This is a genomic window from Corallococcus caeni, from assembly GCF_036245865.1.
Lineage (GTDB): Bacteria > Myxococcota > Myxococcia > Myxococcales > Myxococcaceae > Corallococcus > Corallococcus caeni.
Genome location: NZ_BTTW01000001.1, coordinates 948716 through 967207, shown reverse-complemented (window position 1 = coordinate 967207; position 18492 = coordinate 948716). Strand labels below are relative to the sequence as shown.

The following is an 18492-nucleotide window of genomic DNA, read 5'->3' as shown; positions in this document are numbered from 1 at the left end:
CATGCCCCGAAGCCTTGTGTGTCTGGCGTTGTTGACCCTGAGCGTGGCGTGCAGGACCGCCGCGCCCGTCGCTCCCGATACCGTCCAGTTGGCCCGGACGCCTGCCGCCGCGGAGTGGGAGAAGCAACTGGACGCCGTCCGGTTCGCTCCCGCGAGCCCGGCCCAGCAGCAGACCTTCGCCCGGATCCAAAAGGAGCTGGAGGCTGCCCTCCAGAAGGATCCGGCGGACGCGCACCTGCATTACCTCCTGGGACGTGTGTATTTCTATGGCGAGCGCGACGCGGAGGCGGGGCAGGAGTTCGATAAGGCCCTGTCGTTGGCGCCGGACGTCGCGGAGTACCACTACCTCAAGGGCTTTTCGCTCGGGTACACACAGGACCTGCAGGGCTCCATCGCGGAGCTGACCCGCGCGACCGAGCTGGCACCCCGGACGGTGAAGTACTGGTCCGCGCTGGGCGAGGCGCTGGTGACAGCCCAGGAGAAGGACAAGGCGCGGAAGGCCTTTGAACATGCGATTGCGTTGGACCCGGCGGATGCGGAGTCCTCGGGCAACCTCGGCCTGATGCTCCTGGAAGAGGGGAGCGAAGCCGAAGCGCTTCAGTGGCTGGCCAAGACGACGCCCCAGCATCCGCGCCAGCCGATGCTCCAGTACAACATCGCTCAGGCGTACCAGAACCACGGGGACCATGAGCGAGCGCTGGCGCACTTCCAGGCCGCCGCCCATGCGATGCCCGAGGACTGGCGCACGCTCGCGAAGCTGGTGCAGGAGCACGAAGCGCTGAAGCAGCTCCAGGAGCGCGACGCCGCGCGCGCCAGGCTGGTGAAGCTGAACGACGAGGGCAAGGTGGACAGCCCCTTCTTCGTCCGCGAGCAGTTCCAGGAGGGCGCGGCGACGGTGATGGTGGCGGAGCACTTCAAGCTCGAGGGGGACTGGGCCGTCCGCTACGTCTTCTACGTGGAGACGCCTGGGACGAACGGCACTCCGGTGAAGTGGCGCCTGAGCCTGGGCTCGTATTCATTCACCAACGAGCTGCGGCCGCCCGGCGTCACGGAGCGGACCTTCCACTTCGATGGCTACGAAGAAGACAACTCACACCTGACCTTCGCCTTCTTCCGCGGCGAGCCCTCGTACGAGGACACGCGCGAGCTGGCGGTGGCCATTCTTCGTGGAGAGGTGAAGCCCGTGTCGGGCACGCGCGTCAATCGCGAGTAGGATGCGGGCCACCATGGCGCCTGCGCTTCAACTCCATCTGCGAGACCTGGGACGTGCACTGGTGGAGGCGTGGCGCCGGGAGTTCGACGGCGTTCCAGGTGTCACGATCTCTCAGGGAGACATCTTCTCGGAGCGCGCGGGCACGGTGTCCGCTTCGGATCCCATTGACGTGCGCGCGGACGCGGTGGTCAGTCCGGCGAACAGCTTCGGGTTCATGGATGGCGGCATCGATGCCGTCTACACGTACCAGCTGGGGCCCCAGGTCCAGGAGCGGCTGCGGGAACTGCTGGCGAAGGAGCACGGCGGCGAGCTGCCCGTGGGGCTGGCGGTGCTGGTCCCCACCGGGCGCCCGGAAATCCCGTGGTGCATCAGCGCGCCCACGATGCGCGTTCCCGCGGACGTCAGCGACACGGTGAATGCCTATCTCGCGTTCCGAGCCGCGTTGCGAGCCGTCCTCGCCCACAACGCCACGGCGAAGACGCCCATCCGGACGATGCTGTGTCCGGGCCTCGCGACCGCCGTGGGACGGATGCCGCCGGAGCGCTGCGCGCGCCAGATGAAGGAGGCTTGGGTGCGTACGGTCATGGGCAGGCCCTCCATTCCCCACTCGCTGCGCCAGGCCGCCGAGGACGACTTCCGGCTCCGTGTAGACCCGGAACGGTGAGGAACTACTATTTTTAGTAAAAATTAGTAGTAGATTGGTGGTTCAAGCCCATGCGACTCCCCTCGACGCCTCCAGACCTCCATGCATTCGTCCAGAGGGTGGCTCGGGAAGGAGCGGAGCGGCTTGTCGCCCTGCTGGAGCGCAAGCCGATAGGGCCGGAGATAGACGGTCGCTATCTCCACTGGGATGAGCTTCGCCGTCATCCCGTGTCCCAGGGCATGACACATGAAGAGTGGTGGTACCGGGTGAGGGCCGCACGCGCCGCGCTAGGCTCCGACCTGCCGCTTCTCGACAAGACAGGGCAGCCGTTCTCCGTTGCCCGTCCTGACAGTCTCCTATCGGGCCTGCACCGGATCGACTGGCAGCTCGGGAAGAGGCTGGAGCTGGCGGACCCTCAACTGGCCAATTCGGACGTCCGGGACCGATACATCATCGAGTCGTTGATGGAAGAGGCCATCACCTCCAGTCAGCTTGAAGGGGCCTCCACGACGCGAAAGGTCGCCAAGGAGATGCTGGAGCAGGGCCGTCCGCCTCGGACCAAGGACGAGCGGATGATCTTCAACAACTTCCAGGCGATGGAATTGATGCGCCGGAAGGCGCATGCGCCGCTGACGACCTCTCTGCTCCTGGAACTGCACGAAACCATCACGCGTGACACGCTTGACGCTGGCGAAGAGGGGTGCTTGCGGCGCGGCGATGAGCCCATCACCGTCCAGGACCGTGCGAGTGGAGAGATCCTCCATGTTCCCCCTGACGCCAGTGAACTGCCCGGCCGGTTGCGGCAGCTCTGTGCGTTCGCGAATGACCCTGGAGGGGATGCCTTCATCCATCCGGTCGTACGCGCCATCGTGATTCACTTCATGCTCGCCTACGACCATCCTTTCGTGGATGGAAACGGACGCACTGCTCGGGCCCTGTTCTATTGGAGCATGATTCGCCAGGGGTATTGGATCGCGGAGTTCCTCTCCATTTCCCGGATCATCCAGCGCGCCCAGATGCAATACAGCCGGGCGTTCCTGTTCACGGAGACGGACGGAGGAGACGTTACCTACTTCCTCCTGCACCAACTGGACGTCATCCAACGCGCGACCGATGACCTCTACGCGTATCTGAATCGGAAGGCGCGGGACGCCAGGCAGGTGGATCTTCTCCTCCAGGAGGATCCGAGCCTCAATCATCGGCAGCGAGAGTTGCTAGCACATGCTCTTCACCATCCGGCCGCGCGCTACGACATCCAGTCGCACCGGCGTCGGCACGGCGTGGTCTATCAAACCGCCCGTCAGGATCTCCTCGACCTCGAAGCCGCGGGGTTCTTGAGCAGGTCGCAGGTCGGACGGGCTTTCACCTTCTCTCCCGTTGCCCAGCTCGAGAGACGCCTCAAGAAACACAAGGCCTGAGGCCGGTCACCCCTGCACGCTCTTGCGCTCCGCCGCCACCGGCGCCTCCGGCTGCTTCGCCAGCGCCTCCATGATCTGCTCCGCCTTCCAGCCCGGATCCAGCACCGGGCAGAAGTAGCCCGGGCCCGCGCGCTCGCGCACCGCCCAGGCGAAGAAGTCCTGGGCCAGGGTGTGGACCTCTTCCGGGAGGAAGAGCGCCGCGACGTCGTACTCCGTGAAGCGCAGCAGGCCTGGGACGCGCCACTCGCGCTCCCAGTCGAAGCGGTAGCTGTAGGGCGCGTTGTGCGCGTCACCCTGGATGTCCACGAAGGGCGTCACCGCCCACACGGGCTCCTTGTGCGGCTCCTTCGCCGCCAGCGCCTGATCCAGCTGGTGCCTCATCGCCAGGTGCGCCGGGGAGCCGTACTGCACGTACCAGACGGGTCCTCCGCCCTGCGACAGGATGAAGCTCTTGCGGAAGGCGATGCCGTACAGGCTCCGGCGCTGCACCAGCCTCGCGAGCTGATCGAGCGGAATCTCGCTGAAGCACACCGAGCGGTGCCGGTCCGCCACCACCGCCTCCCGCCGCGCGATGCCAAACCCCTCCGCGCCCGGGATGAGCGTGCGCGCTCCCAGGATGCTCATCATGTTCTGGTAGGCGTCGTGGTACGGAGGCCCGGGCTTCGTGAAGTGCACCACGAAGTCGGACATGTCCCGCCACTGCGCATTCGCCTGATACCCGAGCATCGCCTCGCAAGACCCCCGCGCGAGTCTCCCGGCCCGGTCGCCCCTTCGCAACACAACGTGCCGGGTTGTCCCCAGGCCTGCCCGCCCTCCAGACGTGCCGAGACGTCAGGGCAGGCGGACGGGCGCTGGCTCCCTCGGCCGCGACAGGCTCATCAGCGCCAGCCCCGCGAGCACCGCCACCAGGGCCACCGCCGCCTCGCGCGCGCTCGCGCCGAAGGCCACCAGCGTCAGGCCCAGCACCAGCGTGGGCACCGCGAGCAGCGCGTGCGCCGGCCGCAGGCCCCGCTCCCGCCGCAGGGCCAGCACCGCCAGCGCCGCCGCGGTGACACCGAATTGCATCAGCACCGCGATGGCGGAGAGGGCGAAGAGCTCCGACAGGTCGCCCAGGTTCACGAACCCCAGCACCAGCGCCCACGTCACCGTGAGCGCCCGCATGGGCACGCCCGTCGCGGACATGCGCTCCAGCCCGAACAGCGAGCGCTCCCCGGAGGCCAGCGCGGACAGGTAGCGCGGCGTCGTCACCATCATCCCCACGCAGATGCCCAGCGCGGACACGCTGGTGCCCGCGCCCACCAGCCGCTCCAGCCCCGCGCCGCCCCACACGCCCGCCGCCTGCGCCAGGGGCGCGCCCGCGTGCGCCAGGTCCGGCAGCGCCGCCACGCACGCCCACACGAGCCCCACGTACAGCAGCATCGCCAGCAGCAAGGAGCCCACCGTCGCCATGGGCACCGTGCGCTCCGACGCGCGCACCTGCCCGGCGATGACCGGGACGATTTCAAAGCCCTGGTAGGCGAACATCACCGTCAGCCCCGCCTTGAGCCAGGACGTCCCCGTGGCGGGCAGCGGTGGCGGCACCTGCCCGGCCGGCAGGAAGAAGAACGCGCCCAGCAGCGCCGCCAGGGGCAGTAGCTTGAGCACCGTGAGCCCCGTCCATGTCCGCGCGGACACGCGGATGCCGGAGGCCACCAGCGCCGCCAGCCCCGTCACCAGCGCGGAGGCCAGCAGCCGCTCGCCCATGGGCCCTCCCAGGCCCACCGACGGTGCCACCGCCCGCGCCAGGCCCGCCATCACCGCGGACGTGCTCAAGAAGGCGCTGACGTAGGCCACCCAGCCGACGAGGAACGACACGCGCTCGCCGAACGCCGCGCGCGCGAACACCACGGGCCCGCCATCCGAGTCGAACCGCCGGCCGAGCACCGCGAACGCGAACGCCACGGGCACCAGCGCGAGCCCCGTCAGCGCGAAGGCCCACACCGCGCCCAGGCCGGGCGCCTGCGCGGCGACCTCCGCGGGCGCGAAGAAGATGCCGACGCCGACAATGCCGTTGACGCCCAGGGCCAGTAGTTGAAGTGGCCCGATGGTGCGCTCGGGCGCGACGCCGGAGGGGAGGGTGGACACGGCCCGGACTTCACTACACCCGCGCCCCGCGCACCACCACCGTGCGCGCCCTCAGGGGTGGGAGAGCAGCACGCTCAGCGCGGCGATGCGCCCGGACGCGGGCTCCTTCTCCAGGGCCCTGGGGATGGCGACGTACACGTCGTTCTCGCGCTCATTGCCGCAGGCGCGCGTCCCCCGGTAGTGCTTGCGGTCGCGCTCGATGATGAGGTTGTAGCCGCACGGCCCCACCGACCCCGTCAGCTCATCCGGGCTGAGCGTCAGGGACGACGGCTGGCCCGCGAAGGTGCCCAGCGCCTCCACCACGTCCGGGCGCTCGCGCACGGTGAGGTCCACCGGCTTCTGGTCCACGGTGCCCTGGATGCGCTGGTCCGACAGCTTCAGGTCCACGGGGCGCTGGAAGGCCTGGCCCTTCAACGCGGTGTCCGACAGCTGGAGCCGCAGGTCCGGGCCCTGGAGACCCTGCGCATCGACGGTCGCACGCACGGTCGTCCGGGGCGTCCGCAGCTCCACGGTCTCGTCGCGCTTCGCGACAGCGGAACCGCCCGCGAGCAGGGCGGCAACAGTGAGGACGCGTGCGATTCTCATGCCCCAAAGCTGGGGCGTCGGGCCGCGCGACACCAGGGCCGCGCCTCCGCTGCTCGGCGGGCCGCACGCGGCCTTCGTGATATCCGTACGCACGTGTCCCGCACGCGCCTGCTGGCCCTCCTCGTCGCACTCGCCGCCGTCCTGGTCGCCGTCTGGCAACGCGCCCACGCCGTGGAACGGCTGGGCCAGGACTTCGACGAGGCGACCTACCTGCCCATCGCCTTCACCTATGCCGGGATGCTGGAGGAGGGGCGCTGGGGCGACATCGGCAAGCTGCGGGAGAACTTCGAACACCCGCCGCTGGTGAAGCTGCTCTTCGCGCAGACCGTGCGGGTGACGGGCGCTCCCGAACCCGACTGGTCAAACGTGCCCATGGGCCAGCCCATCCCGGACGCCGCGCGCCCCGTGTTCCGCGCGACGCGGAGCCTGTCGGCGGTGGCCGGGGTGCTCCAGGTGGGGCTCGTGGCGCTCGTGGATCCGTTGGGCGCGCTCCTGCTCGCGTGGGACCCGTACCACACGAAGTACACGTCCCAGGCGTACCTGGAGGCGGTGCCGGGGCTGTTCGCGGTGCTCGCGCTGCTCGCCTTCGAGCGCGCCCGGCGCCACGGCTTCGCGCCGGGATGGACCGCGGTGTCCGGCGCGCTCCTGGGGCTGGCGGCGGCGGGGAAGTATCCGTACGGCCTGGTGGGCGGGCTCACGTTCCTGCCGTTCCTGGTGGCGGGCGCGCGCACGCGGTGGCGCCCGTGGGCCGCCATCGTCGTGTCCACGGCGGCGGCGTTCCTCCTCGTGAACCCCGCGCTGTGGTCGTCGCCGTTCGCGCTGCTGTGGGAGTCCATCACGTTCCACTGGGACTATTCGCACAACGAGCACGTGCGCCGCGCCGCGCTGCCCTGGTACCAGCCGCTCGCGTTCCTCACGGACACGTGGCTGTCGGCCTCCGACCCGGGCATCTACCTCACGCACTTCAACGCCCGCGCGCTGCTGCCGCTGGCGGTGGTGGGCCTGCCCGCGACGTGGCGCGAGCGGCCCGTGTGGGCGGTGGGCGCCGTCGTGGGGCTGGTGTTCCTCTTGCTGTGGAACACCAAGTGGCCGCAGTACCTGCTGCTCGTCCTGCCCGCGCTGTGCGTCTGCGCGGGCGGGGGCGTGCGGACCGTGGCCCGCGGGGCCGTGCGGCTCTACCGCAAGGTCCAGGGCTCGCGCTCGCGCGTCATCGCAGGTGGGTGAAGACGCACGGGTCGGCGGGCAGGTCCAGGTCGCAGATGGGCATGAGGCACGTCACCTTCGCGCGCCGGGGCAGCGGCACCCAGCCCGAGCGACACAGCAGGGACACCGGCGTGCCGGGCCCGCGCAGCATGCCCGCGCACGCCACGCCCCGGCGCTCCATGTCCTGCATGGCCACCTGGAGCAGCCGCTGCCGGTCTTGCGCGGACACGGAGTCGTGGAAGGCCATCAGGTCCACGACCTCCGCGGTGAGCTCCCCCACGCCCGTCATCAAGAGGCTGTGGGAGCTGACGAGCCCGCGCACCTCGCCGTCCTGCTCCAGCACGAAGGTGTGGGGCACGTCGCGGTACTGGAGCTGGGCCGCCAGCTGCTCGGTCGTGTACGTGTAGCCCAGCGTCACCGGGCGCAGCATGTCGTGGACCAGCGTCGCGCAGCGCCCCAGGTCCGCGAGCTGATACGGGCGGATGCCCTCGCGGTCCGCCTCGCGGAAGCGGTGCCGCAGGAAGGGCTGCGCCAGCGTGAACAGCCTCCGCTCGTTGTCCGTGAAGGACCAGCGGGCCAGCGCCCGCGCGTCAAAGGCATACATCCACAGCCCGAGCCCCCCGAAGAGGCGCGTGTTCCACGACCTGCGCCAGAAGCCCGGCGGGCGGGGCTCCGCGGTCGTGAAGCCCAGGGTGAGCCGCGCCGCCCGGTCCTGGTGCCGCCGGAGCAGCTCCTTTGCCAGCTTCGCGCCAATGCCCTGTCCGCGATGGGAGTTCGTGACGGTGGCCCGCAGTCCGTAGCTGCCGTCCACCTCCAGGCGGCCCAGGCGGAGCCTCGCGGGCTCCGCGAAGAGGGTGCCCACCAGCGTCTTCCCCTCGTAGGCGGCCAGCAGGTAGTCGCGCGGCGCCTGGCCGCCCCGGAACAGGCGCCAATCGTAGAAGCGCTTGTCCCAGACGGGCAGCGGCGCCGTCTTGCCGTAGGTGGACTGCCAGACGCGGTTGAGGAACCAGGAGGCCTCGGAGGCGTCGCCGTCAAAGGTTCGCACCTCAATCATGGCCTGCCTCCGGGGACGGGATGCCGGAGCGCGAAGCCTCGCCATGAGCTTGCTTTCATGGCTTTGAAGGTAGGGAGGGGGGCCGTGCTGGAAAGCGGCTGCCGTGGACGGTTACGTCCTGGCTGTCATTGCCGCGTCAATGCCAGGCCCGCCGCGTGGGGTGTCCCACAGGCACCGCGCCAGGAGGGCGGGGGAGTGTGCGAAGCCCGCCGTCTCGCGCTCGCTCAAGGAGGCGTCGTGAGTGCGAAGTCCGCGTACACCGCGCGGTGGTCGGAGCCGCCGTAGCCATCGCCGTCGCGGGCCACGCGGAAGGAGCCCGGCACGTAGGTGCCGCCCCCTCCGGGCGCCAGGTAGAGGTGGTCGATGGCCTGCCCCCGGCCAGAATAGACATACGACCACGTATCGCTCTCCGGCCGGTCCCTGGCGACGCGCAGCAGGACCTCGTCCAGGGCGTTGATGGCCTCCGACCCGGGGACGTCGTTGAGGTCGCCGCCCATCACCACCAGCGCGGAGGGGAACTCCTTCACGGATTCGAGGAGGATGCTCCGCGAGGCATAGGCTTCCGCGACGCGGCGGCCGGGATCGTCGTTCACCTTGGAGCGGAAGTGCGCCGCGAAGACGATGACGTGCGCGCCGTCCACGTCCAGGTGCACCTCCAGCAGGTCGCGTGAGAAGCGGGTGGCCGAGCCGTCCGGCCTGTAGATGTACTGGCTTTGGTGGCTGCGCACTTCCGTGATGGGGAAGCGGGAGAGGACCGCCACGTCCACCGACGCGGCGGAGTAGGTCTCCCCGAGCCGCGAGTACATGAACTGTGGAACCCGGCTCAGGAGCCCGTCCAGCGACGCCTGGGTCTCAACCTCTTCCAGCATCACGATGTCCGCGTTGAGCGCGGTGATGGCCCGGCCGAGCTGGTCCACCTGCGCCGCGAACTCCGCCTCCGTGGGCAGCTCCTCGTAGTTGGAGCCGCCGCAGGAGCCCGTCGCGCAGACCGTGTCGAAGAGGCGGTGCACGTTGTACGCCGCGATGCGCACGTGAGGGCCATCCGGGACCGGCGGCGTTCCGCTGTCGGGCTGCGGGCAGTTGCCTTGGACGCAGGATCCGGCGTCCGGAACCGCCAGCGATTGAGCAGGCTGTCCATCACAGCCGGCGAGCGCGAGCACCGCGCCCCACAGGGCGAGGCTCGAGCGGAGACGGAAGCGGAAGGGGGGCCGCGGCGAGGGTGACATCGGGCGGCAACCTACCACCGCGCTCTCCCAGGGGCCGGGTGGATCGGCTCGAAGTGTCCGACGACGCAGCGCGGCTCGCCCCGTCGGGCCGTGCGCGGACTCCCGGTGCCGGTGAGGTGGACCCGGGGTGGGGCCGCTCCAGCCGCTGGCGGTGCCGACCGGCCACGTGAGGGCAGGCGCCGTTCGGCGTGGCTCCGCGACCGCTCGTCCCCGAGGCCCCCGGCCATGCCGCCGGGCGTGTGCATCCTGGCGTCATGTCGGGCGCGAACGCGCCCGCGAGGTGCCGACGCCATGAACCCGTCCGTTCCCCTGTCCCCCCTTCCTCCTTCTCCCGCCCCCTCCGTCGCGGCACCAGCCCGGCCGCTGCTGCCCTGGGTGCGCGCCCCGCGCCGGACGCTGGCGGCGTCGCTTGCCCTGGGCGTGTTCGCGGAGGTCCTGCTCGACAGGCAGCGCTGGGGCCTGGGCTTCCCGCTGCTGGTGGCGGCCCTGGTGGGCGCGCTCGCGTGGCTGGGGGGACGTGAAGGCTGGCAGCGGGCGCGGCCCAATGCGTGGCTGCTGGCGCCGCTGGGGCTGGTCAGCGGCTTCGTGGCGGTGCGGGACAGCTCCTGGCTGCTGGCGCTCAACGTGCTGACGGCGGCCGTGCTCCTGATGCTGCTGTCGCACTTCTGGGCCGCGGGCCGCGTGGAGCGGCTGGGGCTCACTGACTATGCCTCCGTCGTCCTCGGCGCCGCCGTCCAGCCCCTGCGCTACGCGCCGGCGCTCGTGCGGGACAGCGTGGACGTGCAGGGCATCAAGGCCCACTCGCGCTTTTTGGGGGCGCTGTCGCGGGGCTTGCTGCTGACGCTGCCGGTGCTGTTCGTGTTCGGGCTGCTGCTCGACTCCGCGGACGGGGTCTTCTCCTCCACCATGCAGCGGCTGCTGTCCTTCGACCTGGGGCTGGACGTGGTGGTGGCGCGCATCGCCGGCGTCGCGTTCAGCGCGTGCGTCGCGGCGGGCGTGCTGGGGCATGCGCTGCGCCGCCGCGCCGTGAAGGAGCTGGGGGACGCGGAGGTGACGGCCGCCACGCCGCGCCTGGGCTTCATTGAAGCGCTCATGCTCATCTTCGCCGTGGACGCGCTGTTCTTCGTCTTCGCGGCCTTCCAGGTGGCGTACCTGTTCGTCGGCGACGCGTCCTCCCCCGCGTCCGGCTACTCCTTCGCGGAGTACGCGCGGCGCGGCTTCTTCGAACTGGTGGTCGTCTCCGCGCTCACGCTGGCGCTGGTGATGGCCCTGAACCGCTGGACGCGGCGCGAGACGCGCGTGGCGCAGACCGTCTTCCGCGCGGGCACGTCGCTGATGGTGGCGCTGACGCTGGTCATCCTCGCGTCGGCGATGCGGCGGCTGTCGCTGTACGAGGACGCGTTCGGCTACACGCTGCTGCGCGTGCACACGCATGTCTTCATGGTGGCGCTGGGCGCGGCGCTGGCCTGGCGCGCGGTGACGCTGTGGTGGAAGCCGGAGCGCTTCGCGGTGGGCGCCTTCGCCACGGCGCTGGGCTCGGTGCTGGTGCTCAACTTCCTCAACCCGGAGGCCTTCATCGTCCGCCACAACCTGGAGCGGTCCGCACGCACCGGCGGTTCGCTGGACACCGAGATGTTCTTCGACCTGTCAGCGGACGCCGTGCCCGGGCTGGTCCAGGCGGCCTCCACTCTCCAGAATGGGGACCAGTGGCGTCTGGAGACCGTGCTGAGGGAGCACAGGGAGCGGCTGTCCCAGGGGGACACGGTCCCGGAGTGGAACCTCTCCCGCTTCCTCGCGCGCCGGGCGCTCCTGCGGACGGGGGCGTGGAGTGCGCCCGTGAATCCGTGAGGCACCCTGGCTAGATTGCGGCGCCATGAGTGAAGTCGCCGGACGCCGTGTCTCCAGCCTGCCCCCCATTCCCGCGGTCCTCATCGCCGTGGTGAGCGTGCAGGGAGGCGCCGCGCTCGCGAAGGGGCTCTTCCCCGTCCTGGGGGCGGTGGGGGCCGCGGGCCTGCGGCTGGTGCTCGCGTCGGTGATGCTGCTGGCCTGGTTCCGGCCCTCGCTGACTCGCTACACGCGGGCGCAGTGGGCGGCCATCGTGCCGTACGGCGTGGCCCTGGGCGTGATGAACCTCACGTACTACCTGGCCATCGCGCGCATCCCGCTGGGGCTCGCGGTGACGCTGGAGTTCGTGGGGCCCTTCGTGCTCGCGGTGGTGGGCTCGCGCAAGGCGCTGGACTTCCTCTGGGTGCTCTTCGCGGCGACGGGCATCGTGCTGATCACCCCGTGGACGGCGAAGGCCGACGGGTTGGATCCGCTGGGCGTGGTGCTGGCATTGACGGCGGGGGCGTGCTGGGCGCTCTACATCCTGATGGGCGGGAGGCTGTCGCGCCGCGTGCCGGAAGGGCAGGGCGTGGCGGCGGGCATGGTGGTGGCCATGCTGACGGTGCTGCCCTTCATGCTGCGCGAGGGCCACCTGGAGCGGATGACGCCCGGCCTCTTCGCCGCGGGTCTGGGCGTGGCGCTGCTGTCCAGCGCGCTGCCGTACACGCTGGAGATGCTGGCGCTGGGCAAGCTCTCCAGCCGCACCTTCGGCATCCTGATGAGCCTGGAGCCCGGCGTGGCCACGGTGGTGGGCTGGCTGTTCCTGCGCGAGCACCTCACGCCCCTGCAATGGCTGGCGGTCGCGCTGGTGAGCGTCGCGTCTGCGGGAGCGACGCTGACGGCCAGGAGCCCCCCTCCGCCCGTGGAGGCGTGACGCCGGCTCAGAAGTCGTGGACGACCAGGTCGAACCGGCAGTGTCGCGCCAGCAGGTCCAGCAGGTCATCCAGCGGCGCGTTCAACCGGCGCCGGTAGAGGTCCAATCCGATGAGGGATTGATCCACCTTCCACGCGTCCATCGCATCAAGCATGGGTCGCAGCCGGCCGGTGAGCCACAGCCGGGTCCAGGCGCCCTGGGTCCGGGCCAGGATGGGGCGCCGGTCCTTCACGACCAGCTCGACCCACAGGTGTCCCGACGTCTCGAGCGTGGAGCGGAAGCCCTTGGGCAGGAAGGTGTATGTCTTCTCCCGCCAGCCTTCGGGATGCCGCTCCATCGTGGGCGTCACGCAGACGAACTCCACCTCTGGCCACGCGATGAAGACAGACTTCGCGAGCAGCGGACGCAAGGTGACGCCCTGCTCGTCGAAGTCCACGCGGAGCGGGACGCTGCGGTGGGTGAGGGCTCCCGGCATCAGGGAAGCGAATCCAGCGCCGCGAGCAGCCGTCCCACGTCCTCCGCCGTGTTGTAGTGCAGCAACGACGCGCGCACCGCGCCGTCGGGCATGAGCCCCAGCGCCTCCGCCGCCATCGTCGCGTAGTAGTGCCCCGCGGCCACGCCCACGCCCTGCTCCGCCAGGTGCTCGGCCACGGCGCGCGGTGCCAGGCCGGTCACGTTGAAACAGAAGGTGGCCACGCGCCCGGTGGACGTCTTCGGTCCGTAGAGCCGCACGCGTGGGTGCCGCGACAGCTGCTCCAGCGCGGCCTCCAGCAGCGGCTGCTCCAGCTGCGTGATGCGCTGGAAGGCCCGCGTCAATCCCTCACGTCCCGGCTGGCCACCGCCCAGCACGTCGCGCAGGTAGCGCAGCGAGCCCAGCCAGCCGGCCCAGCCTTCGTGGTTCGCGGTGCCCGGCTCGAACTTCTGCGGACCGTCATCCGGCATGAACCACAGCTTGTCCGCCGGCAGCCCCGCGAGCAGTTCGCGCCGCACGAACAGACAGCCCAGGTGCGGACCGAAGACCTTGTACGGAGAGAACACCGCGAAGTCCGCGCCCCACGCCCGCACGTCCGGCAGGTGGTGCGGTCCGGAGTGCACCGCGTCCACGAACAGCCACGCGCCCACGCCGTGCGCCACCTCCGCCGCGGCGGCCACGTCCGGCGTCGCGCCCACGGAGTTCGCCGCCGCCGTCACCGCCACCAGCCGCGTGCGCGGGGTGACGAGCTTGCGCAGCTCCGCCGCCTCCAGCCGGCCCTCGGGCCAGCTCGCGCGCCAGGTCGACACCTTCACGCCCTGCGCCTCCAGCGCGCGCCACGGGGCCGCGTTGGATTCGTGCTCCAGCTCGGAGATGACCACCTCGTCGCCCGCCTGGAAGAGGCGCGAGAGCGCCCGGCCCAACTGGAAGGTGAGCGCGGTGGCGCTGGGCCCGAGCATCACCTCGTCGGGCCGGCAGTTGAGGAACTCCGCCGTCTCCTCGCGCGCCCGGGCCTTGAGCGCGGTGGCCACGCGGGAGGCGGCGTAGGGCTGGCCCACGTTGCAGCTGCCACCCGAAAGGAACTGATGGATGGCGTCGATGCAGTGCGTGGGCACCTGCGCGCCCGCGGCGTTGTCCAGGTAGCTGAAGCCGGACCGCAGGGCGGGGAAGTGCTCGGCGAAGGGGGAGGGCATGGGGCGCGAAGCATAGCCCCGGGCCCTCCCGCCGGGACTACGGCGTGCCGAAGTCCTGCGTCCAGTAGGCCTTGTAGGTGCTGGTCGGCGCGTTGAAGTAGCCGATGCCCGTCTGCGTCAGCGCGCCGTTCATGATGTTGTTGCAGTGGCCCGTGCTCGCCATCCAGCCCGTCACCACCGCCGCCGGGGTGCCGTAGCCCGCGGCGATGTTCTCCGCCGCCGTCCGGTAGCTGTAGCCCGCGGACGTCATGCGCTGCCACGGCGTGGAGCCGTTGGAGCCCGTGTGGCTGAAGAAGTTGTTCGTGCCCATGTCCTTGGAGTGCTTGCGCGCCGCACAGCGCAGCCGCGTGTCCAGCGTGAGCGGACCCACCGCCGGCTTCGCCACGCCGCCACAGGTGGCGCCCGCCGCGCGGCGCTGGTTGATGAGCGTGAGCACGTCGTTCTCGAACGTCACCCAGGCCGGGTCCCACGTCGTCACGTCGTCACAGTAGGCCGCGCTCGCGCTCAGCCCGTTGCCGGCGACCTCCGTCTGGACCGGCGGCACCACGACGCCTTCCCCCTGCGACGTGGGCGCCTCCTCGCCTCCACAGCCGCCCAGCAGGGCAGCGGCGCTCAGCAAACTCAGACACAGCGAACGGGGCGTGGGCTTCATGGACAGACCTTTCACCGGCGGGGGCCGGTCAGGGGGAGGGGTTCAGCGAGATGCATCTTTGTCCATGAATCCGGCTTTCGCCATGGACGCCCCGTGCATTGTGATTGACGGGTGAGAGGGCCGGGTTGTGTTGACGGTGTTGGTGACGGAAAGTTCCTTCCCGTGAAGACGCCTTCCGCTGCGCCTGCCGTTCGTTCCGTGGTGCTGGACACCAACGTGGTGCTGGACGTGTTCGTCTTTGATGACGCGTTCACGCGGCCGCTGAAGGAGGCGCTGCGTTCGGGCGCGCTGACGGCGTGGGCGGACCGGCACACGCTGAAGGAGCTGGCGCTGGTGCTCGCCTATCCGTCGTTCAAGCTGGCGGCGGACGCGCAGCGGGCGGTGCGCGATGCGTACGGCGCGCTCGTGCGTGTCATGGACGGGGAGGGGGCGCCGGTGGAGTTGCCGCCGTGCAGGGACCGGGATGATCAGAAGTTCCTCGCGCTGGCCGCGCGCGCGGGGGCCGCGTGGCTGGTGAGCAAGGACAAGCGCGTGCTGTCCATGGGCGGTGGGCGGCGGTTGCCGTTCGACGTGCTCACGCCTCGGCGTGCCTCGCAGGTGCTGGAGGCGGAGGGCTTCACGCGGAGCGTTTGAGACAGGCATGAAGCAGGCAGGCAGGGGTGCGCACGCGCAGTCAAAATCGCGCTCCGCGCTTGGTGGCCCGCGCATCTCGGGTCATCCTTCGGCCCGGTGCGTTCCTCACTCCTGATCCTCCTGCTCTGCGCCGGCTGTGCCGCGCGTGTCGTCACCCCCGTCCCGGCGCCCGCTCCGGCCCCGGCGCCGGCCCAGGCCGCGTCAGCGACGCCGCCCGTGGAGACCCTGGCCGCGACGCCGCCCGCGCAGGCCACGGCTCCGGCCCCGGGTGAGCCCCAGCAGGGCACGCCTCCGGTCAGCGCGTCCGGTGCCCCCGCCGCGATGCCGTCCCCGGCGGAGGTGGCCGCGGTCGTCACCGACGCCGCCGTGCGCGAGAACCCCTGCCCCGTGGAACCGGAGGAGGAGGACGACGAGGCCACCGCCGCCACCGACGACGAAGGCGTGAGCGAGGAAGGCGAGATGCAGGCGCCGCTCGCGCCCGCCGCGCCCGCCGGTCCGCTGTACACCGCCGACCTGTCCGACGAGGCGCTCACCGAGGCGTGGAAGAAGGACCCGTCCACGCTGGGCTCCATGTCCATCGGCTTCGTGGAGAGCGGCCGGCAGCTCAACAGCGTGCGCGTGCCGGATGACAAGGATTGGCTGGTGGTGTCGCCGGAGATCGCCTACGGCACGCAGGAGACGGTGGACTACGTGGTCGCCGCCATCCGCGCGGTGCGCACTCAGTACCCGAACGTGCCCCCGCTGCGCGTCAACCGCCTGTCCACCAAGGACGGCGGCTACCTGCGCCCGCACAAGAGCCACCAGAACGGCCGCGACGTGGACTTCGGCTTCTACTACCCGACCGCGGAGCCGGTGCGTGAGCGCGAGCGGGAGCGCTACATCGACGTGGCCATGAACTGGGCGCTGGTGCGCTCGCTGGTGGTGAACACCGACGTGCAGATGATCCTCGTGGACAAGCGCGTGCAGAAGGTCCTGTACGACTACGCGCTGTCCATTGGCGAGGACAAGGCGTGGCTGGATTCGCTGTTCAACGCGGGCTTCAACTCACTCATCAAGCACGCGCGCCGGCACCGCGACCACTTCCACGTGCGGTTCTTCAACGGCCGCGCGCAGGAGCTGGGCCGCCGGGTGGCGCCGCTCCTGGCGCTGCAGCCGGACCAGAACCTCATGATGTACAAGGTCCGCAACGGGGACACGCTGGGCGGCATCGCGATGCGGCACAACTCCAGCGTGGTGGCCATCAAGAAGGCCAACCGGATGCGCAACACGTTCCTGAGCATCGGCCGGCGGCTGGTGATTCCGCTGAAGGGGCCGTGCACGCACTGCCCCATCCCCCCGCCGGTGCAGCTGCCGCCGCGCCGGATGCCTCCCCAGACGCAGGCCCCCGCTTTGGTGAACACGGCGCCCGCGGCTTCGGGCAAGCTGCCCAACCCGTGTACTCCCGCCGCACCGGCACCGACGCCGGTGGCCGTCCCCACGGGTGTCCCGTCCGGTCTGTCGACCGCACGCTGAAAGGTCTTCGCGTTCCATGGCAACTCCGCACATCTCCGCGTCTCCGGGTGACTTCGCCGAAGTGGTCCTCATGCCGGGCGACCCGCTCCGGGCGCGCTACATCTCCGAGCGCTTCCTGGAGAACGCGCGCCCCGTCACGGCGGTGCGCAACATGCTGGGCTTCACCGGCACCTTCCGGGGCAAGCGGCTGTCGGTGATGGGGCACGGTATGGGCGTGCCGTCCATCTCCATCTACGCGACGGAGCTGGTGAAGACCTACGGCGCGAAGGTGCTCATCCGCGTGGGCAGCTGCGGCGCGCTGCGCACGGACGTGAAGCTGCGCGACGTCATCGTGGCGATGGGCGCGGGCACGGACTCCAACGTGAACCGCATGCGCGCCATGGGGCACGACTTCCCGGCGGTGGCGGACTTCACGCTGGCCCGGCGCGCGGTGGAGGCGGCGGAGAAGCGCAACAAGCCGGTGCGCGTGGGCAACGTCTTCACGTCCGACCTGTTCTACCACCCGCAGGAAGCGCTCAACGCGACGCTGGCGAAGATGGGCATCCTGGCCGTGGAGATGGAGATCGCCGGCCTGTACGGCGTGGCGGCGGAGTTCGGCGCGCGGGCGCTGGCGCTGCTCACGGTGTCGGACCACATCCTCACCGGCGAGCACCTCTCGCCGGAGGACCGCCAGACGACGTTCGACGAGATGATCGAGCTGGCGTTCGACGTGGCCGCCTCCGAGGCGTGAGGAACCCCATGGCCTTGCCTCCCCGCAGGGGCCCGGGTTCCCCGCTGGCGCGCAAGGCCGCGCAGCGCACGCCCGGCCACCACTACAACGCGAGCTTCCTGGCCTCCGCGGACCGCGCGGAGATCCTGGCGTGGCTGGGCACGCTGCACCCGCTGTGGGAGGAGCGCTATTCGAAGCACTTCCCGCCGCCGGAGGGGCAGCAGCAGCGGCGGTTGTTGCGGCCGGTGTACTGGCTGGGCAACTGGCAGTTCGCGTGTCTGGACTACTACCGGCCTCCGAAGGGCGTGAAGGACCGCTGCGTGAAGGCGGAGCCGTTCCCCGCGGTGCTGGAGCGGCAGATTGCGAAGGTGGAGGCGCTGGCGCGGCGGATGTTCCGGGGCCCGGACATGCCGCAGGGCTGGCACCTCAACACGTGCCTGGTGAACTTCTACGGCAGCCGGTTGGAGGACGGCCGCTGGGTGGACACCGCGCGCGTGGGCGAGCACAAGGACTTCGAGCCGGGCCCGGTGGCGTCGCTGTCCCTGGGAGAGCGCGCGCTCATCCAGTTCGTCACGTCCACGCGGCCCGGTGAGCGCGACGCGGTGGTGCTGGAGCAGTGGCTGGATGACGGGTCGCTGCAGCTCTTTGGTGGGGCGCAGTGGAAGGACCAGACGTTCCACCGGGTGCAGCGGGTGGACACGCGCGCGGGCCACGTGATGCCGCCGGAGCTGCCGGACTTCCGCACGCGGCGCATCAACCTGACGTTCCGCTACGTGCCGGACGCGCACGTGACTCCGTTCGCGGCGCTGAGCGCGGAGGCCCGCGAGGACGTGCGCCCGTACATGGCGACGCTCGCGAAGGGCAGCCGCTTCTTCCGCGACGAGTTGGCGCGCGAGCAGCCGCCGGTGAAGGCGGAGTAGGGCGCACGCGTCCGGAGCGACGCGGTTCGAACGGGTCCGACTGTCGGACCGGTTGCCGCTGCTCGGATGAAGCGGACAGTCCCAGGCCTGGCGGCTGCGAGGCCGGTCCGCTGGGGGCCGCCGCGGAGGTCTGAACTGGTCCGACTGTCGGACCCGTTGCCGCTGCTCGGATGAAGC

At 70.6% G+C, this 18492-nt stretch carries 18 protein-coding genes; 10 read left to right on the top strand and 8 right to left on the bottom strand.

Going from position 1 to position 18492, the window contains the following annotated elements:
• The first annotated feature begins 1 nt into the window (after position 1).
• The 3 genes from AABA78_RS03880 to AABA78_RS03870 are packed head-to-tail and all read left to right on the top strand — an operon-like array spanning position 2 to position 3274.
• The gene (locus AABA78_RS03880; protein ID WP_338261679.1) at positions 2-1213 is read left to right on the top strand and encodes a tetratricopeptide repeat protein; all 1212 of its coding nucleotides are present in this window, start codon (positions 2-4) and stop codon (positions 1211-1213) included.
• Between the two features lie 13 nt (positions 1214-1226).
• A complete protein-coding gene (locus tag AABA78_RS03875; protein ID WP_338261678.1) occupies positions 1227-1877 on the top strand; it encodes a macro domain-containing protein in 651 nt (216 codons plus the stop codon).
• Positions 1878-1927: 50 nt separating this feature from the next.
• Entirely contained in the window at positions 1928-3274 is a 1347-nt protein-coding gene (locus AABA78_RS03870) for a Fic family protein (protein WP_338261677.1), read from the top strand.
• A gap of 6 nt (positions 3275-3280) precedes the next feature.
• On the opposite strand, the gene AABA78_RS03865 is transcribed toward AABA78_RS03870, so the two are convergent.
• The 3 genes from AABA78_RS03865 to AABA78_RS03855 form a co-directional block, all read right to left on the bottom strand.
• Positions 3281-3964 (bottom strand): abortive infection system antitoxin AbiGi family protein, encoded by a 684-nt coding sequence (locus AABA78_RS03865; protein ID WP_338261676.1) that lies wholly within the window; start codon positions 3962-3964, stop codon positions 3281-3283.
• A gap of 141 nt (positions 3965-4105) precedes the next feature.
• Positions 4106-5359 (bottom strand): APC family permease, encoded by a 1254-nt coding sequence (locus tag AABA78_RS03860; protein ID WP_338262371.1) that lies wholly within the window; start codon positions 5357-5359, stop codon positions 4106-4108.
• A gap of 90 nt (positions 5360-5449) precedes the next feature.
• On the bottom strand, positions 5450-5983 hold the full coding sequence (locus AABA78_RS03855; protein WP_338261675.1) for a hypothetical protein: 534 nt from the start codon (positions 5981-5983) through the stop codon (positions 5450-5452).
• A gap of 93 nt (positions 5984-6076) precedes the next feature.
• Between AABA78_RS03855 and AABA78_RS03850 the strand changes: the two genes are divergently transcribed.
• Entirely contained in the window at positions 6077-7207 is a 1131-nt protein-coding gene (locus AABA78_RS03850) for a hypothetical protein (protein WP_338261674.1), read from the top strand.
• Here the strand turns inward: AABA78_RS03850 and AABA78_RS03845 are convergent.
• Positions 7191-8240: a GNAT family N-acetyltransferase gene (locus tag AABA78_RS03845; protein WP_338261673.1), complete on the bottom strand. Its 1050-nt coding sequence runs from the start codon at positions 8238-8240 to the stop codon at positions 7191-7193. The two genes, AABA78_RS03850 and AABA78_RS03845, sit on opposite strands and share 17 nt — an antisense overlap.
• Positions 8241-8464: 224 nt before the next feature.
• Positions 8465-9271: an endonuclease/exonuclease/phosphatase family protein gene (locus tag AABA78_RS03840; protein WP_338261672.1), complete on the bottom strand. Its 807-nt coding sequence runs from the start codon at positions 9269-9271 to the stop codon at positions 8465-8467.
• A 486-nt stretch (positions 9272-9757) separates the two neighbouring features.
• Here AABA78_RS03840 and AABA78_RS03835 point away from each other — a divergent pair, with 486 nt between their 5' ends.
• Together AABA78_RS03835 and AABA78_RS03830 are read left to right on the top strand one after the other, a co-directional pair.
• Complete coding sequence (locus AABA78_RS03835) at positions 9758-11314, top strand: DUF4153 domain-containing protein (RefSeq protein WP_338261671.1); 1557 nt, start codon at positions 9758-9760, stop codon at positions 11312-11314.
• A gap of 25 nt (positions 11315-11339) precedes the next feature.
• Entirely contained in the window at positions 11340-12224 is an 885-nt protein-coding gene (locus AABA78_RS03830) for an EamA family transporter (protein ID WP_338261670.1), read from the top strand.
• A gap of 7 nt (positions 12225-12231) precedes the next feature.
• On the opposite strand, the gene AABA78_RS03825 is transcribed toward AABA78_RS03830, so the two are convergent.
• The 3 genes from AABA78_RS03825 to AABA78_RS03815 are packed head-to-tail and all read right to left on the bottom strand — an operon-like array spanning position 12232 to position 14541.
• On the bottom strand, positions 12232-12699 hold the full coding sequence (locus AABA78_RS03825) for a hypothetical protein (RefSeq protein ID WP_338261669.1): 468 nt from the start codon (positions 12697-12699) through the stop codon (positions 12232-12234).
• Positions 12699-13889: a cysteine desulfurase-like protein gene (locus tag AABA78_RS03820; RefSeq protein ID WP_338261668.1), complete on the bottom strand. Its 1191-nt coding sequence runs from the start codon at positions 13887-13889 to the stop codon at positions 12699-12701. The genes AABA78_RS03825 and AABA78_RS03820 overlap by 1 nt, the downstream gene beginning before the upstream one ends.
• A 37-nt stretch (positions 13890-13926) precedes the next feature.
• On the bottom strand, positions 13927-14541 hold the full coding sequence (locus AABA78_RS03815) for a CAP domain-containing protein (RefSeq protein WP_338261667.1): 615 nt from the start codon (positions 14539-14541) through the stop codon (positions 13927-13929).
• Between the two features lie 162 nt (positions 14542-14703).
• Here AABA78_RS03815 and AABA78_RS03810 point away from each other — a divergent pair, with 162 nt between their 5' ends.
• From AABA78_RS03810 to AABA78_RS03795, 4 genes are all read left to right on the top strand, one after another.
• Positions 14704-15174, top strand: a complete 471-nt coding sequence (locus AABA78_RS03810; RefSeq protein WP_338261666.1) for a putative toxin-antitoxin system toxin component, PIN family — start codon at positions 14704-14706, stop codon at positions 15172-15174.
• 96 nt (positions 15175-15270) lie between these two features.
• A complete protein-coding gene (locus AABA78_RS03805; RefSeq protein ID WP_338261665.1) occupies positions 15271-16686 on the top strand; it encodes a LysM peptidoglycan-binding domain-containing protein in 1416 nt (471 codons plus the stop codon).
• A gap of 16 nt (positions 16687-16702) precedes the next feature.
• Complete coding sequence (deoD, locus tag AABA78_RS03800) at positions 16703-17416, top strand: purine-nucleoside phosphorylase (protein ID WP_338261664.1); 714 nt, start codon at positions 16703-16705, stop codon at positions 17414-17416.
• A gap of 8 nt (positions 17417-17424) precedes the next feature.
• Positions 17425-18315, top strand: coding sequence for an alpha-ketoglutarate-dependent dioxygenase AlkB (locus AABA78_RS03795; RefSeq protein ID WP_338261663.1), 891 nt, complete (start codon positions 17425-17427; stop codon positions 18313-18315).
• Positions 18316-18492 lie beyond the last annotated feature (177 nt).

Excerpts from the sequence above, each read along its gene's own strand:
- AABA78_RS03835 (WP_338261671.1), top strand. The coding sequence starts at position 9,758 with ATGAACCCGTCCGTTCCCCTGTCCCCCCTTCCTCCTTCTCCCGCCCCC.
- AABA78_RS03825 (WP_338261669.1), bottom strand. The coding sequence starts at position 12,699 with ATGCCGGGAGCCCTCACCCACCGCAGCGTCCCGCTCCGCGTGGACTTC.
- AABA78_RS03855 (WP_338261675.1), bottom strand. The coding sequence starts at position 5,983 with ATGAGAATCGCACGCGTCCTCACTGTTGCCGCCCTGCTCGCGGGCGGT.
- AABA78_RS03870 (WP_338261677.1), top strand. The coding sequence starts at position 1,928 with ATGCGACTCCCCTCGACGCCTCCAGACCTCCATGCATTCGTCCAGAGG.
- AABA78_RS03820 (WP_338261668.1), bottom strand. The coding sequence starts at position 13,889 with ATGCCCTCCCCCTTCGCCGAGCACTTCCCCGCCCTGCGGTCCGGCTTC.
- deoD (WP_338261664.1), top strand. The coding sequence starts at position 16,703 with ATGGCAACTCCGCACATCTCCGCGTCTCCGGGTGACTTCGCCGAAGTG.
- AABA78_RS03880 (WP_338261679.1), top strand. The coding sequence starts at position 2 with ATGCCCCGAAGCCTTGTGTGTCTGGCGTTGTTGACCCTGAGCGTGGCG.
- AABA78_RS03865 (WP_338261676.1), bottom strand. The coding sequence starts at position 3,964 with ATGTCCGACTTCGTGGTGCACTTCACGAAGCCCGGGCCTCCGTACCAC.
- AABA78_RS03815 (WP_338261667.1), bottom strand. The coding sequence starts at position 14,541 with ATGAAGCCCACGCCCCGTTCGCTGTGTCTGAGTTTGCTGAGCGCCGCT.
- AABA78_RS03830 (WP_338261670.1), top strand. The coding sequence starts at position 11,340 with ATGAGTGAAGTCGCCGGACGCCGTGTCTCCAGCCTGCCCCCCATTCCC.
- AABA78_RS03845 (WP_338261673.1), bottom strand. The coding sequence starts at position 8,240 with ATGATTGAGGTGCGAACCTTTGACGGCGACGCCTCCGAGGCCTCCTGG.
- AABA78_RS03795 (WP_338261663.1), top strand. The coding sequence starts at position 17,425 with ATGGCCTTGCCTCCCCGCAGGGGCCCGGGTTCCCCGCTGGCGCGCAAG.
- AABA78_RS03875 (WP_338261678.1), top strand. The coding sequence starts at position 1,227 with ATGGCGCCTGCGCTTCAACTCCATCTGCGAGACCTGGGACGTGCACTG.